Below are 13,604 nucleotides of genomic sequence, written 5' to 3'. Positions count from 1 at the left end.
AGCCTCTTGATCATTATTCTTCTCTTTGTACATATTTCGTTAACGCTTCGAGCGCCTCTTTTTCATCCGAGCCGTCGGCGATGAGCGTAATGACCGAACCGGAACTGACCGCTAAGCTCATCAATCCCATAATGCTTTTTGCGTTCACTTTTTTCCCGTCTTTCTCGAGGTAAATATCGGACGAAAAACGGTTCGCCTCTTGAACAAATAGCGCAGCTGGGCGCGCTTGCAATCCTGTTTTCAATAACACTTCCACTTGTTTTTCCACCATATTCCTTCTCCCCTTTATTTTTAAAGTGATTTATGAAAATCAATTGGTTGGCCTGCCCGAAGTTTCTCGGCAATCTCATCAATTTTTCGCAATCGGTGATTAATGCCGGATTTGCTGATTTTCCCTCCGGACACCATTTCCCCTAATTCTTTCAAAGTTACGTCTTGATAAGTCACGCGCAGTTCGGCAATTTCCCGCAATTTGTCAGGCAGCGCGCTCAAACCGATCGTTTCATCGATATAGCGAATGTTTTCCACTTGCCGGATCGCCGCACCGATCGTTTTGTTTAGATTGGCGGTTTCGCAGTTGACCAAGCGATTGACAGAATTTCTCATATCGCGGACGATGCGGACATCTTCAAAGCGGAGCAGCGCCTGATGCGCCCCGATAATATTGAGAAATTCCGAAATTTTTTCCGCTTCTTTTAAATACGTAATAAACCCTTTTTTTCTCTCCAGCGTTTTCGCATGTAAGAAAAAATGGCTGTTCATCAATTCACATAACGAATCGTTATGTTCTTTATAAAGCGAAAAAATCTCTAAATGGTATGAGGAAGTCTCTGGATTATTCACCGAGCCGCCAGCGAGAAAGGCACCGCGTAAATAAGAGCGTTTGCAGCACTTTTTCTTCACTAGCTCAGGAGAAATGACTCGAATAAACGAAAATGGCTCTTCTAATATTTTTAAGTCTTCTAGCAGCTCGCGAGCACCTTCTATCACTCGAACGATATACACATTATTTTTCTTTAAGCGCATTTTTTTGCGAACAAGCAGTTCAACCGTGACGGTATACCCTTTTTTCATCAACGTATAAATCCGTCGCGCAATCGCTGCGTTTTCCGTTTGCACATCAACTGTAAGTTTACGATTGGAAAAAGAAAGAGAACCGTTCATTCGCAAAAGCGCAGATAGCTCCGCTTTTAAGCAGCAAGGCTTGACTTCTAAATTCGTTAACTCCTTTTTTGTTTCCGATGCAAACGACATCTCATTCTCACCTCCGTAATTCGTCATTGATCAAAGGAAAAGGAGGTGCTATTTCTACGCTCACATTTCTAAAAGCGAAACGAGCAACGCGGCTACCTTTTGTGTATCATGACGAATGACACGATCTTCGTAGCTAACAATATGATCGCGAACGACCGTCAACCCTAACTCAGCTAACTTTTCAAGATCTTCCTTGACCGGTTCGGATCGCTCTTCTGCGTAGCGCTGTTGAATGTCCTCAGGAATGTGCCCGCTATTGACGAGGATCATATCTAAAAACGCGCATTCCATATGATCATACAGCGCTTTCACATGGTCGCTCGCTGTATAATGTAATGTTTCCCCAGCTTGGGTCATGACATTACATACATAAATTTTTTTCGCTTTCGCTCGACATACTTCTTGGCCGATTTTCGGAACTAAAAGGTTGGGCAAAATGCTCGTATACAGGCTTCCCGGCCCAATGACGATCAAACTGGCTTGGCGAATTTCATCGAGCGCCTCTGGAAGCGGTTCAACATGTTCTGGAGTTAAAAATACTTTTTTTATTTTTTTTCCCGAATACGGAATTTTCGATTCTCCAGAAACGACCGTCCCATCTTCCATTTCCGCATGAAGAACGACACTTTTATTAGCTGCCGGCAGCACTTTGCCGCGGACGTTCAGCACTTTGCTCATTTCGCGGATCGCGTGAACAAAGTCGCCAGTGATCGAAGTCATCGCCGCTAAAATTAAGTTTCCTAATGAATGGCCTGATAATCCGTTTCCATTTTCAAACCGATGCTGAAACAATTCGACTATGAGCGGTTCGACATCCGAAAGGGCAGCTAATACGTTGCGAATATCGCCCGGCGGCGGAATATCCAGCTCATCCCGCAATCTTCCTGAACTCCCCCCATCATCTGCGACCGTTACAATCGCTGTAATATCAACATCATATTGTTTGAGTCCTCTAAGCAAAACGGGCAATCCCGTTCCGCCGCCAATGATGACAATCTTCGGATGCAGTTTCGTACTCATGAATGCTTTTCCTTTCTTTTTTCCATATCGCGATGGGATACGTGTGTTTTGTAGTCCTCAGAAAAATGCTTCGCAATATATTCCGCGAGCGCTACAGATCGATGCTGCCCGCCTGTGCAACCGATGGCGATGACGAGCTGGCTTTTCCCTTCGCGTTTATAATGCGGCAACATAAACGTCAATAAGTCGATCACCTTTTCTAAAAACTTTTGCGTTTCGTTCCATTTGAGAACATAGGAAGATACTTCTTCATCCAATCCTGTTTTCGGCCGCATATGTTCAATATAATGCGGATTTGGCAAAAAGCGCACATCAAATACTAAATCGGCATCAATTGGCAGCCCATATTTAAAACCGAACGAAACGACGTTCACCGTAAACGTTTGATGCGCGTGGGAGGAAAATTGTTGTAAAATTTTTTCCCGCAATTCCCGCGGCTTTAAGTCCGACGTATCATAAATAATTTGCGCCCTGCCTTTGAGCTCCTCCAACAGCTCCCTTTCTAAACGAATACCTTCAAGCGGCAATCCGTTCTGAGCAAGCGGATGAGTGCGCCGCGTTTCTTTATAACGTGCCACTAATGTTGAATCTTTCGCATCCAAAAATAAAATTTGCGGCGTCACCCACGACCGTTCTGCCAAATCATCAAGCGCTGTAAACAAGCTGTCAAAAAAGTCACGGCTGCGCAAATCCATCACAAGCGCTACTTTATTCATTTTATTCCCGGATTCTTTCATCAACTCTAAAAATTTCGGCAGCAACGTCGGAGGCAAGTTATCAACACAAAAAAATCCTAAATCTTCAAAACTTTGAATCGCGACCGTTTTTCCTGCACCAGACATTCCGGTAATAATAACCATTTGAATATCGCTTGTTGAGCCTGTGCTCATCCCTAATCCTCTCCCCTTAACTTGGGTCTAATCGATACGAAAGCAGCTGAAAATCTTCTGTATAGACAAAAGTGCCATACATCATTCCAGAACCTTTCAGCACGTATTCTAAAATATGATAATCCCCCGGTGCCATCGGGAGTTCATGAAGCGTTTCCAAAGGATGCCACTCCAGCTTCCCTTCTTCACTATAAGGCACATGTTCCCCATCAAATTGCTGGGCAAGAAACGTAAACATCATCCATTCGGAAACAATTTGTTCCTTAGCTTTGATGACCATTGTAAATACGCCTTTTAACTCGGGATTTTTTAAATAAATCCCTGTTTCTTCGCGATATTCTCGGATACATGCTTCACGAACCGTTTCCCCTTGTTCCATTTTTCCGCCGGGAGCGACCCACCAGCCGCGCCGCGGTTTTTGTAGCAACAATACTTTTCCATCTTTTAGTAAGACGCAATTTGTCACGCGTTGCAACAAGCTCACCTCAACATCACTTCAGTACAGTTTATTTTATTATACTATTTCTGCCGATATGGTGCTAGTTGGATCTCATCAGATGCATCCTTGCCAATCATAAAAAGAAGCACGGGAAAGGGTACCCGTGCGCTGCAAAATGGAATTTATATATAAAAGGGGGTCAATTACTTATCTTTAGAATACAGGAAAACTATTTCATTCGTGTTACAATCGAGTTAAGCATGTATTACGTTTTCGTTAAATGATTATTTCACTTTTAGCGCTTCCTTTAGTTCTTCGACATAGTGTTGTGCGCTTTGAGCAGCAATGCTCCCATCGCCCGTTGCTGTCACGATTTGGCGCAATGATTTTTCACGAACATCCCCCGCAGCGAAAATACCAGATACTTTCGTTTCCATTTGCTCGTTAGTGACGATATAGCCGTTTTCGTTCGTAATGCCGAGGGGGGCAAACGGTTTCGAAAGCGGCACCATGCCGATATAGATAAAGACGCCATCACAAGGAAATTCCCGCTCTTCCCCTGTTTCGGTGTTCACAAGCGTGACGCTACCCACTTTTCCGTCTTTTTCATTAATTTTCTTGACCGTATGATTCCAAATAAAATCAATTTTCTCGTTTGCGAATGCGCGGTCTTGTAAAATTTTTTGTGCCCGTAGCTTATCGCGGCGATGAACGATCGTCACTTTATTGGCAAAGCGAGTTAAATACACACCTTCTTCTACCGCAGAATCTCCGCCGCCAACGACGACAAGATCTTTTCCTTTGAAAAAGGCACCGTCGCAAACTGCGCAATAAGAAACACCACGGCCGCTTAACTCCGCTTCACCTGGAACACCTAGCTTTTTGTATTCCGCTCCTGTCGCAATAATAATGGCGCGTGCTTTATATTGTTTATTGCCGACGACAACCGTTTTATACTCTTCGCCGTCGATCACTTCTTTCACATCACCGTACGCATATTCCGCTCCGAATTTTTTCGCATGCTCAAACATTTTCGTCGCCAATTCCGGACCTAAAATATGCTCATATCCCGGGTAGTTTTCCACATCTTCCGTATTCGCCATTTGTCCCCCCGGAACGCCACGCTCAATCATCAGTGTCGACATGTTCGCCCGAGACGTATAAACCGCTGCTGTCATTCCCGCAGGTCCGGCTCCGATGATAATCACATCATAAATTTTTTCTTCTGACACCATTTCCACTCCTTTACACTCTGCTTACCTGCTTATTATTACCTTACCCTTATCGTATATAAACGTAAATAAAACGTCTATTAATTTGCTCACGATAAGAAAAGCAGAGGCAACCTAAGATTTTATTTTAAAAAAGATTTCACTTTTTTTACATATTTCTGAACAGTCGATGGCGAAATGCTGTATTTTTCAGCCATCAGCTTTTGTGTAGTTCGCTCGCCTTGCTTTTGCCGCCATACATATTCGATCGCCGCTGCCCACGCTTTATGGTTGGAAAAGTCCCTCTCGGTTTCCAGCGCATGAACGAACACGTGAAACCATGCCATATGCATCTTTTCATCTGCAAGCAAATTTTTCTGCCATAATTCATCCATGACACGATAACCGTCCGTAATATATAGCGGCGCTGCTTCCAAAGACGGCAAAAGAACGTAATCAGCAAACTGCCGGACGAGAGGATGTGCCGGTATCTCGCTTTTCAGATCGCTGTAGGTGGCTAATTCATCATCGGTAAGCGATTTGCTGATCATATACAGTCCGTATAGCACCTCTGCGATGTCTCGGCTTGCGAGCCACCGCGCCATTTTCCCTTCAAAAGAAATGGCCCAAGGCTCCTGTCCCCTCTTATTAGGGCTTAATTCCACTACTTTCTCCCACGCCGTTTTCGCCAATTGCTCATGCCCTGTATAGTAAGCAGAATATGAAAGCCAGTAATAAAACGAATAATCGCCGTCAAAACGGGTTTTATATAAATGGCGCAACCATTTAAAAGCAAGCTCAAACCGACCGACAAGCGCAAACGTCGCTCCTAATTTATAACGATGCTCGATTAAAAACGGATGAACGCACGCCAGTTCATCCGCTAAGCGACGAACGCTCTCTTCGTCCTGCAAATAATGCGCAAACACAAGACGATTGCAAAGCGCATGCAAATTCCCAGGGTTTTTTTCAAGCACTTCATAAATGATATGCTGCGCTCTTTCAGCATTTCCCATGTAAAAATGGGCAAGCGCTAAGTTGTTATAAGCCGACCAAAATTCGGGATATTCAGCAATGATCGTTTCCAGCACGTCAACCGCCGCCAAAAACTCCCCTTTTTCAAGCAAAGCGCGCGCTTTTTCTTGTTTCACAATCAAATCATCTTGGTTCTCGATCTCACCGTCTGCATGCTCAATGCTTAAAAGATCCATTAAATCTTCGACATCTTCAGCAAATCCACCGTCCGGTTCACGATCTAAATACATTTGTGCGTAGTTCATCGCCTCACGAAATAAGCCAAGATGCGCATAGTTATTCGCCAAAAAATAAAAACATTCATTCATTTCCGGATCAAGTTCGCGAATGATTTTTAAAAGCAGCTCGTTCGAAGCTTGATATTCTCCTAACTCTGCTAACACAACAGCGAGCTGACAGGCGAACACCGCTTCATCTGCATCCAAATGTACGGCTCGTTCTAAATATTTTTTTGCTTTATATAAATCACGGCGACGGTAGGCATTCAATCCTTTTTGAAAATAATAATCTCCGCTCTGTATAAACGGAATAATTTTCGCTGTTGATCGCTTCGGTTTTAGTTGTTTTCCCATCTAACCCTCCATGTTACATTGAATTCACCGAAAAGAAGTATATCACATTCTTTTGTCAAACTGGAACGTTTCCAAAAAAAATAACAGAAGCTGGCCCACAATCGCCATTCGATTACGAGCCAGCTTGCCAATCATTTCGCCGCATGTCGTTCGTTTAATACGTCTAGCACCGCATCAAGCGGAAGTTTCTGTTCGCGCAACAAAACGAGCAAGTGATACAATAAATCCGCCACTTCCCACTTCAGCTCTTCCGGGTTGCGATTTTTCGCCGCAATAATCACTTCTGCCGCTTCTTCCCCAACCTTCTTTAAAATCTTATCCACACCTTTTTCAAACAAATACGTCGTATAAGACCCTTCCGGACGTTCCGCTTCCCTTGCAGCGATCGTATGCTCTAGTTCATTGATGATCGCAAATCGCTGAGCCGATCGCTGAATGTTTTCTCCATTCAGCCGGTTGGAAAAGCACGAATAGCTTCCCGTATGGCAGGCTGGGCCCGCAGGTTCGACAAGAACGAGAACCGCATCGCTATCGCAATCATAGCGCATATCTACAATTCGTTGCGTATGTCCGGAAGTAGCCCCTTTATGCCACAGTTCTTGGCGCGAGCGGCTGTAAAACCACGTTTCTCCAGTTTCTAACGATTTTTTCAATGATTCTTCGTTCATATAGGCTAATGTTAATACTTCTTTGCTTTGCGCGTCTTGGACGATCGCGGGAACAAGCCCTTTTTCATCAAATTTAATCATTTCGAGGTTCATCGAATATTTACCCCTCTTTCTTTTAAATACGCTTTAACTTCTTTCACAGACGTTTCTTTATAGTGGAAAATCGACGCGGCCAAAGCGGCATCCGCTTTTCCTTCGACAAACGCTGCTAGAAAATGTTCCGCGCTTCCTGCTCCGCCAGAAGCAATGACCGGAACGGAAACCGCTTCGCTCACCTTTTTTGTGAGCGCGATATCAAAGCCATTTTTCCCGCCATCACAATCCATGCTCGTTAGTAAAATTTCGCCAGCTCCGCGCTCAACCGCTTCCTTCGCCCATTCTATCACTTCACGTTCCGTGGCGTTGCGTCCGCCGTGCGTATAGACACGCCATGAACCGATTGCTTCATCATATTTAGCATCAATTGCCACAACAATACATTGCGAACCAAAAAAATCAGCCCCTTCATTAATGAGCTGCGGATTTTTCACGGCCGCTGTATTTAATGACACTTTGTCCGCTCCCGCACGTAAAATCTTTTTCATATCGTCAAGCGAGTTAATGCCGCCGCCAACGGTAAAAGGAATCGCTAGCTGCGCGGCCACCTGTTCCACGACTTCAACCATCGTTTTGCGCCCTTCATGAGAAGCAGAAATATCTAAAAAAACTAATTCATCCGCGCCTTGCTCATCATAAAACTTCGCCAGCTCGACAGGATCGCCGGCATCGCGCAATTGCACAAATTGCACGCCTTTAACGACGCGGCCGTCTTTCACATCTAAGCAAGGAATAATGCGCTTTGTAATCATCCGCCCTGCACCACCTTCAACGCCTCCACAAGCGTAAATTGCTTCGTATACAGCGCTTTTCCGACAATCGCGCCAACGACGCCATCTGCGGTGCATTCCGTCAACGCCCGCAAATCTTCAAGCGAACTTACCCCGCCAGAGGCAATGACGTGTTTTCCCGTCGCGCGCGCCATTTCGACTACCGCTTTTACATTCGGTCCCGACAGCATCCCATCGGTTGCGATGTCTGTAAAAATGAATGTTTCGGCACCCGCGTTCGCCAGCTCTTTTCCTAGTTCTATCGCCTTCACGTTCGATGTGTTCAGCCACCCTTCCGTCGCAACAAACCCGTTTTTCGCATCAATGCCAATCGCAATTCGCCCGCCGTATGTCGAAAGCATTTTTTTTACAAACGCCGGATTCGAGATCGCAGCGCTTCCTAAAATGACACGAGCAACCCCATTTTCTAAATAATAGGCGACATCTTCTTCCGTGCGGATGCCGCCGCCAATTTGTACATTCACGTTTAAATGTTCAACAACTTCGAGCACAAAGCGGTCATTGACTCGCTTTCCTTCTTTCGCCCCATCAAGATCGACCATATGAATCCATTGCGCCCCTTGTTCTGCAAACAAGCGGGCCATTTCAAACGGTGAATCGCCGTACACCGTTTCTTTATTATAATCACCTTGCAACAGGCGGACACATTTGCCGCCGCGCATATCAATCGCCGGATAAATCGTAAACGCCGCCATCACGCCTCCCCTTTCCCTTCTACGATGTTCGCATAGTTTTGTAATATCTTCATCCCAATATAGCTGCTTTTTTCAGGATGAAATTGCGTGCCAAACACATGTCCTTTGCCGACAACGGCTGGGACTTCGACATCATACATGCTGCTCGCTAAAACAACTGATTCTTCATCGGTATCGACATAGTACGAATGAACGAAATACACGTATCCTTCTTCGACGTTCGTTAGCAGCGGGGATGGGTGGCGGAACTGAAGGCGATTCCATCCCATATGCGGCACTTTATACGTTTCACCATTTGCGGTGATGCCTGGAAAGCGAACGACGCGCCCCTTTAACAGATTTAATCCTTCCGTCAGTCCGTTTTCTTCGCTTTCTTCAAACAACAGCTGCATGCCAAGGCAAATGCCAAGCAACGGTGTTCCTTCGCCGACAGCGGCGCGGATAAAGTCCGCCAACCCGGTTTCGTTTAAAATGTGCATCGCGTCGCGAAACGAGCCGACGCCCGGTAAAATCAAGCCCTTCGTTTCTTTCAGCCGCTTAGGATCAGCAGAAATTACATATTCATAGTTTAAACGTTCAAGCGCTTTGCTGACGCTGTATAAGTTGCCCATCCCGTAGTCAATAATGCCGATCATTTACAACATTCCTTTCGTTGATGGAACTCCTTTAACGCGCGGGTCGATCATCGTAGCTTCGTCTAAGGCGCGCCCTAACGCCTTAAACACCGCTTCAATCATATGGTGCGTGTTGCGGCCGTAATGAACGATGACATGCAAATTCATGCGCGCCTCAAGGGCCAATTTCCATAAAAATTCATGCACTAACTCGACATCAAACGTTCCGACTTTTCCGCTTGGAAATTCGCCGCGAAACTCGAAGTGCGGCCGGTTGCTTAAGTCGATCACGACTTGCGCCAGCGCCTCATCCATCGGCACAAACGCATTGCCGTAACGTTTAATTCCTTTTTTATCGCCGAGCGCTTCGCGAAGCGCTTGTCCTAAACAAATGCCGATATCTTCTGTCGTATGGTGGTCGTCGATTTCAATGTCGCCGTGCGCTCGAACTTTCAAGTCGAACTGCCCATGCTTTGTAAATAAATCGAGCATATGGGTTAAAAACGGCACTCCTGTTTCTAGTTGAGCGTTTCCTTCACCATCAATCGTCAGTTCGAGCTGAATGTCCGTTTCGTTTGTCGTGCGTGAAATGGTTGCTTTTCTCATTGTAAAGGTCCTCTCCTTATTTAAAACGTTCTTCGACCGCCCGCGCGTGAGCTTCAAGTCCTTCTAACCGCGCAAATGCCGCGATTTTTGCTCCATGTTCCTGCAATGCCTGTTCGCTGTATAAAATGATGCTTGATTTTTTGACAAACTCATCGACGCTTAAGCCGCTCGAAAATCGTGCTGTTCCATTCGTTGGCAATACGTGGTTCGGCCCTGCGAAATAATCGCCGACAGGTTCGGAACTGAAGCGGCCTAAAAAAATCGCTCCGGCATGGCGAATTTGTCCGAGAAGATGCATCGGCTCGCTCGCCATAATTTCTAAATGCTCTGGCGCCAGCTCGTTGACGACCGCAATCGCTTCTTCGAGTGTATCCGTCACATAAATCGCTCCGTATTGCGCAATGGAAGCTGCCGCAATCGCTTTTCGCGGCAACGTTTCAAGCTGTTTTTGCACTTCATTTGCCACTTCGATCGCCAATTTCATCGACGGCGTGACCAAAATGCTTGAAGCGCGCTCGTCGTGTTCCGCTTGTGACAAAAGGTCCGCTGCAATTTCATTCGCTTTCGCGGTTTCATCGGCTAATACGACAATTTCACTTGGCCCTGCGATCATATCAATCGCTACTTGCCCGAACACTTCCCGCTTCGCGAGCGCCACATAAATGTTGCCTGGACCAAAAATTTTATCAACCGGCTGAATCGTTTCCGTTCCGTAAGCAAGCGCCGCAATCGCTTGGGCGCCGCCCACTTTATAAATTTCTTTTACACCTAATTCATGAGCGGCCACTAATACGCCGGCTGGCAACGTACCTTGCTTGTTCGGCGGAGAAACGATGACAATCCGCTTCACTCCCGCAACTTGTGCCGGAATGACGTTCATCAAGACCGACGACGGATACGCTGCCGTTCCCCCCGGAACGTACAGTCCAACCGCATCCAACGGCGTGATTTTTTGCCCAAGAATCGTTCCATCTTCTTTTGTCGTCATCCATGATTCGCGCTTTTGCCGCTCGTGATAATCACGAATATTCGCTGCTGCTTCGCGAAGGATCGCCAGCATCTCCGCGCTTATTTCTTTGTAAGCTGCTTCGATTTCCGACTCCGATACAAGCAAAGAATCCAATGTTACTTGGTCAAATTTCTCGGTATACATTTTTAATGCGGTGTCTCCATGTGTGCGAACATCGTGAATGATGTTTTGAACGGCACGTCTTTGCTCTTCCGTACCTGTTTCAATCGTCCGCCGCAATGAGAGACGTCCCGTTACTCGTTCAATTTTCATGATTCATCCTCCTCGTTCGTAATCACCGCTGATAACCGTTCGACCATTTCATCGATTTTGTCATCTTTCATCCGGTAGCTGACAGGATTGACGATAAGGCGGGAAGTAACATCGGAAATTTTTTCAAATTCGACCAGACCGTTTTCTTTTAACGTTCGACCGGTTGAGACAATATCGACAATTCGATCCGCTAAACCGATCAGTGGCGCAAGCTCGATCGACCCGTTTAACGGAATGATCTCGACTTGCTCTCCTTGTTCGCGAAAATAGCTCGAAGCGATGTTCGGATATTTTGTCGCAACGCGCGGAGCGATGTCGTTCAAACGGCTGTTCGGAAGGCCAGCCACCGCTAAATGGCATTTGCTAATGTGTAAATCTAACAGTTCGTATACATCACGCTCTTCTTCAAGCAACACATCTTTTCCAGCAATCCCTAAATCAGCGACGCCATGTTCGACATATGTGACAACATCCATCGGTTTGGCGAGGATAAAGCGCATTCCTTCTTCTGGAACATCAATCATGAGTTTGCGCGACTCGGCAAATTCAGGCGGAAGCGCATATCCTGCTTTTCGCAACAATTCGAGCGCCTCTTCAAAGATGCGTCCTTTCGGCATAGCAATCGTCAGCATCGCCTATTCCTCCCTTCCATTGCTTCCAAGCAAATACGTAATCGGTTCGTACCGCTTGCTGTAGGCGTCAATATCGCGAATGCCGGCAATATGTTGCAGCACGACTTTTTTTCCTTCGCGTCGTTTTTCGTTCGCCAACTGAATCGCCTCGGCAAATCGCTCTTGGCTGAAAATGATGCATTCGATGTTCTCTTCGACGTCCATCTCCTGAAGCGCTTCGATTAAGCGGTCAAGGCGGATGCTAAAACCTGTTGCCGGCGCTTTGCACGAAAATTTTTCTAACAATTCATCATAACGCCCGCCGTTTCCAAGCGGGAAGCCGACACCGTCTGCATATACTTCAAACAAAATGCCCGTATAGTAGCTCATATGGCTGACGAGCGTCATATCCATTTTCACGGTATCGGCCACACCAAACAACCGGAGTGCATGCCACAGCGCAGAAAGCTCCTCCACCGCATTGATTCCTTCTTCGGTATGAACGAGTTCGCGAGCGCTCGAAAGCACTGTATCGTCTCCGCGCAAGTCAAGAAGTTTTAGGAGGCGCTGCTGATCGATCGATGAAAGCGGCAACGATTTGACATGGTTGCGATAACCGACGTAATTTTTTTCATATAAAAACCGGCGCAGCACGTTGGCACGTTCTTCGTTCCCTAAAATCTCCAAAAACAAAGCGTTCACATAGCCAATGTGGCCGACCGCTACTGTAAAACGCTGTAATCCCGTTTGTTCTAAAGCGGCAATCATTAAACGAATCACTTCCGCATCAGCGGTCACGGTGCCATCACCGATGCACTCAACGCCGATTTGTTCAAACTCTGCCGGACGGCCGCCTTCACGTTGCTGAGCGCGAAACACGTTCGCATGGTATGCAAGGCGAAGCGGGTTTCCGTTTTGATAAAGTCTTGATGCTGCTAATCGGGCAATCGGTGCGGTCATATCAGGGCGCAACACAAGTGTATGACCTTGCTGATCTAACAGTTTAAACAATCGATGGTCGGCAATGGCTGAAGCCGAACCAACCGTTTCGTAATATTCTAATGTCGGCGTTTCAATAAACTCGTACCCCCATTGTTCAATTTCGTTCGTCATCGCTTGACGGACACGCTTTTTGACTTTATATAAAAACGGCAATGTATCGCGCATGCCGAGCGGTTTTTCAAACATAAACAACTTTGACATGTCCACACGTCCTTTATCAAATTACTTTAGTTTGCTAATATGGTAGAGAAGTGAAGTTACTTGTAGTTTACTCCTCCATTACTCGCACGTCAACTACAAAAAATGCATTCTACCTATTGGTCAGAATGCATCTCTTGCTGGCGGATGACGCGCATCGGATTGCCGGCTACGAAAGCGCCGGCCGGTACGTCTTTATGAACGAGCGTGCCAGCGCCGACAACCGCCCGGTCCCCGATCGTCACGCCGGGCAAAATCGTCGTATTCGCGCCGATCATCACTTCATCGCCGATGACGACCGGACCGAGCCGATACTCGTCAATTAAATATTCGTGCGCTAAAATCGTCGTATTGTAGCCAATAATCGAATTGTTTCCGATTTTGATTTTTTCCGGAAACATAATATCTGGCATGACCATAAAAGCAAGCGCTGTTTTTTCGCCAATGTCCATACCTAGAAACGTGCGGTATAGCCAATTTTTTAATGACATAAACGGCGTATAGCGCCCGATTTGAATGACGATCACATTTTTAAACACTTTCCAAAAGGAAACCGTCCGGTAAATTTGCCAAAGCGAATTCGCGCCGGATACTGGATATTTCGTCGTTCGTCTCAAAAT

Annotated in this window: 16 protein-coding genes; all 16 read right to left on the bottom strand. The window is 46.1% G+C overall.

Translation table 11 applies throughout. The annotated features are described in order from the left end of the window. Positions 1–13: 13 nt before the first annotated feature. Entirely contained in the window at positions 14–271 is a 258-nt protein-coding gene (locus HNQ34_RS06835; protein WP_183252937.1) for an HPr family phosphocarrier protein, read from the bottom strand. Positions 272–291: 20 nt separating this feature from the next. Next, a complete protein-coding gene (gene whiA, locus HNQ34_RS06830; RefSeq protein WP_183252935.1) occupies positions 292–1,254 on the bottom strand; it encodes a DNA-binding protein WhiA in 963 nt (320 codons plus the stop codon). Positions 1,255–1,314: 60 nt separating this feature from the next. Beyond that, entirely contained in the window at positions 1,315–2,274 is a 960-nt protein-coding gene (locus HNQ34_RS06825; RefSeq protein ID WP_183252933.1) for a gluconeogenesis factor YvcK family protein, read from the bottom strand. Next, a complete protein-coding gene (rapZ, locus tag HNQ34_RS06820) occupies positions 2,271–3,164 on the bottom strand; it encodes an RNase adapter RapZ (protein WP_183252932.1) in 894 nt (297 codons plus the stop codon). The genes HNQ34_RS06825 and rapZ overlap by 4 nt, the downstream gene beginning before the upstream one ends. A 16-nt stretch (positions 3,165–3,180) precedes the next feature. Continuing rightward, the gene (locus HNQ34_RS06815) at positions 3,181–3,639 is read right to left on the bottom strand and encodes an 8-oxo-dGTP diphosphatase (RefSeq protein ID WP_183253127.1); all 459 of its coding nucleotides are present in this window, start codon (positions 3,637–3,639) and stop codon (positions 3,181–3,183) included. A 248-nt stretch (positions 3,640–3,887) separates the two neighbouring features. Next, positions 3,888–4,835, bottom strand: a complete 948-nt coding sequence (gene trxB, locus HNQ34_RS06810; RefSeq protein WP_183252930.1) for a thioredoxin-disulfide reductase — start codon at positions 4,833–4,835, stop codon at positions 3,888–3,890. Positions 4,836–4,957: 122 nt separating this feature from the next. Further along, the gene (locus HNQ34_RS06805; RefSeq protein WP_183252928.1) at positions 4,958–6,421 is read right to left on the bottom strand and encodes a tetratricopeptide repeat protein; all 1,464 of its coding nucleotides are present in this window, start codon (positions 6,419–6,421) and stop codon (positions 4,958–4,960) included. A gap of 131 nt (positions 6,422–6,552) precedes the next feature. Next, complete coding sequence (gene hisIE / locus HNQ34_RS06800) at positions 6,553–7,182, bottom strand: bifunctional phosphoribosyl-AMP cyclohydrolase/phosphoribosyl-ATP diphosphatase HisIE (RefSeq protein WP_183252926.1); 630 nt, start codon at positions 7,180–7,182, stop codon at positions 6,553–6,555. Beyond that, positions 7,179–7,937, bottom strand: a complete 759-nt coding sequence (hisF, locus tag HNQ34_RS06795; protein WP_183252924.1) for an imidazole glycerol phosphate synthase subunit HisF — start codon at positions 7,935–7,937, stop codon at positions 7,179–7,181. The genes hisIE and hisF overlap by 4 nt, the downstream gene beginning before the upstream one ends. Further along, entirely contained in the window at positions 7,934–8,671 is a 738-nt protein-coding gene (hisA, locus tag HNQ34_RS06790; protein ID WP_183252921.1) for a 1-(5-phosphoribosyl)-5-[(5-phosphoribosylamino)methylideneamino]imidazole-4-carboxamide isomerase, read from the bottom strand. Before hisA ends, hisF begins: the two co-directional genes overlap by 4 nt. Beyond that, positions 8,671–9,306, bottom strand: a complete 636-nt coding sequence (hisH, locus tag HNQ34_RS06785) for an imidazole glycerol phosphate synthase subunit HisH (protein WP_183252919.1) — start codon at positions 9,304–9,306, stop codon at positions 8,671–8,673. Before hisH ends, hisA begins: the two co-directional genes overlap by 1 nt. Next, positions 9,307–9,891, bottom strand: a complete 585-nt coding sequence (gene hisB / locus HNQ34_RS06780; protein WP_183252917.1) for an imidazoleglycerol-phosphate dehydratase HisB — start codon at positions 9,889–9,891, stop codon at positions 9,307–9,309. 16 nt (positions 9,892–9,907) lie between these two features. Continuing rightward, the gene (gene hisD / locus HNQ34_RS06775) at positions 9,908–11,173 is read right to left on the bottom strand and encodes a histidinol dehydrogenase (protein WP_183252915.1); all 1,266 of its coding nucleotides are present in this window, start codon (positions 11,171–11,173) and stop codon (positions 9,908–9,910) included. Continuing rightward, positions 11,170–11,805 carry an ATP phosphoribosyltransferase gene (gene hisG / locus HNQ34_RS06770; protein WP_183252913.1) on the bottom strand — a complete coding sequence of 212 codons (636 nt, stop codon included), beginning with the start codon at positions 11,803–11,805 and terminating at the stop codon, positions 11,170–11,172. The genes hisD and hisG overlap by 4 nt, the downstream gene beginning before the upstream one ends. Positions 11,806–11,808: 3 nt before the next feature. After that, entirely contained in the window at positions 11,809–12,987 is a 1,179-nt protein-coding gene (locus HNQ34_RS06765) for an ATP phosphoribosyltransferase regulatory subunit (RefSeq protein ID WP_246363912.1), read from the bottom strand. 113 nt (positions 12,988–13,100) lie between these two features. Further along, complete coding sequence (locus HNQ34_RS06760; protein ID WP_183252910.1) at positions 13,101–13,601, bottom strand: acyltransferase; 501 nt, start codon at positions 13,599–13,601, stop codon at positions 13,101–13,103. Positions 13,602–13,604 lie beyond the last annotated feature (3 nt).

Source organism: Anoxybacteroides tepidamans (genome assembly GCF_014201465.1).
Taxonomy (GTDB): domain Bacteria; phylum Bacillota; class Bacilli; order Bacillales; family Anoxybacillaceae; genus Anoxybacteroides; species Anoxybacteroides tepidamans.
This window is presented reverse-complemented; position numbering and strand designations above follow the sequence as displayed.

What these genes read in the sequence shown, in the direction of transcription:
- HNQ34_RS06835 (WP_183252937.1), bottom strand. Translation starts at nt 271, where the DNA reads ATGGTGGAAAAACAAGTGGAAGTGTTATTGAAAACAGGATTGCAAGCG.
- whiA (WP_183252935.1), bottom strand. Translation starts at nt 1,254, where the DNA reads ATGTCGTTTGCATCGGAAACAAAAAAGGAGTTAACGAATTTAGAAGTC.
- HNQ34_RS06825 (WP_183252933.1), bottom strand. Translation starts at nt 2,274, where the DNA reads ATGAGTACGAAACTGCATCCGAAGATTGTCATCATTGGCGGCGGAACG.
- rapZ (WP_183252932.1), bottom strand. Translation starts at nt 3,164, where the DNA reads ATGAGCACAGGCTCAACAAGCGATATTCAAATGGTTATTATTACCGGA.
- HNQ34_RS06805 (WP_183252928.1), bottom strand. Translation starts at nt 6,421, where the DNA reads ATGGGAAAACAACTAAAACCGAAGCGATCAACAGCGAAAATTATTCCG.
- hisIE (WP_183252926.1), bottom strand. Translation starts at nt 7,182, where the DNA reads ATGAACCTCGAAATGATTAAATTTGATGAAAAAGGGCTTGTTCCCGCG.
- hisF (WP_183252924.1), bottom strand. Translation starts at nt 7,937, where the DNA reads ATGATTACAAAGCGCATTATTCCTTGCTTAGATGTGAAAGACGGCCGC.
- hisA (WP_183252921.1), bottom strand. Translation starts at nt 8,671, where the DNA reads ATGGCGGCGTTTACGATTTATCCGGCGATTGATATGCGCGGCGGCAAA.
- hisH (WP_183252919.1), bottom strand. Translation starts at nt 9,306, where the DNA reads ATGATCGGCATTATTGACTACGGGATGGGCAACTTATACAGCGTCAGC.
- hisB (WP_183252917.1), bottom strand. Translation starts at nt 9,891, where the DNA reads ATGAGAAAAGCAACCATTTCACGCACGACAAACGAAACGGACATTCAG.
- hisD (WP_183252915.1), bottom strand. Translation starts at nt 11,173, where the DNA reads ATGAAAATTGAACGAGTAACGGGACGTCTCTCATTGCGGCGGACGATT.
- hisG (WP_183252913.1), bottom strand. Translation starts at nt 11,805, where the DNA reads ATGCTGACGATTGCTATGCCGAAAGGACGCATCTTTGAAGAGGCGCTC.
- HNQ34_RS06765 (WP_246363912.1), bottom strand. Translation starts at nt 12,987, where the DNA reads ATGTCAAAGTTGTTTATGTTTGAAAAACCGCTCGGCATGCGCGATACA.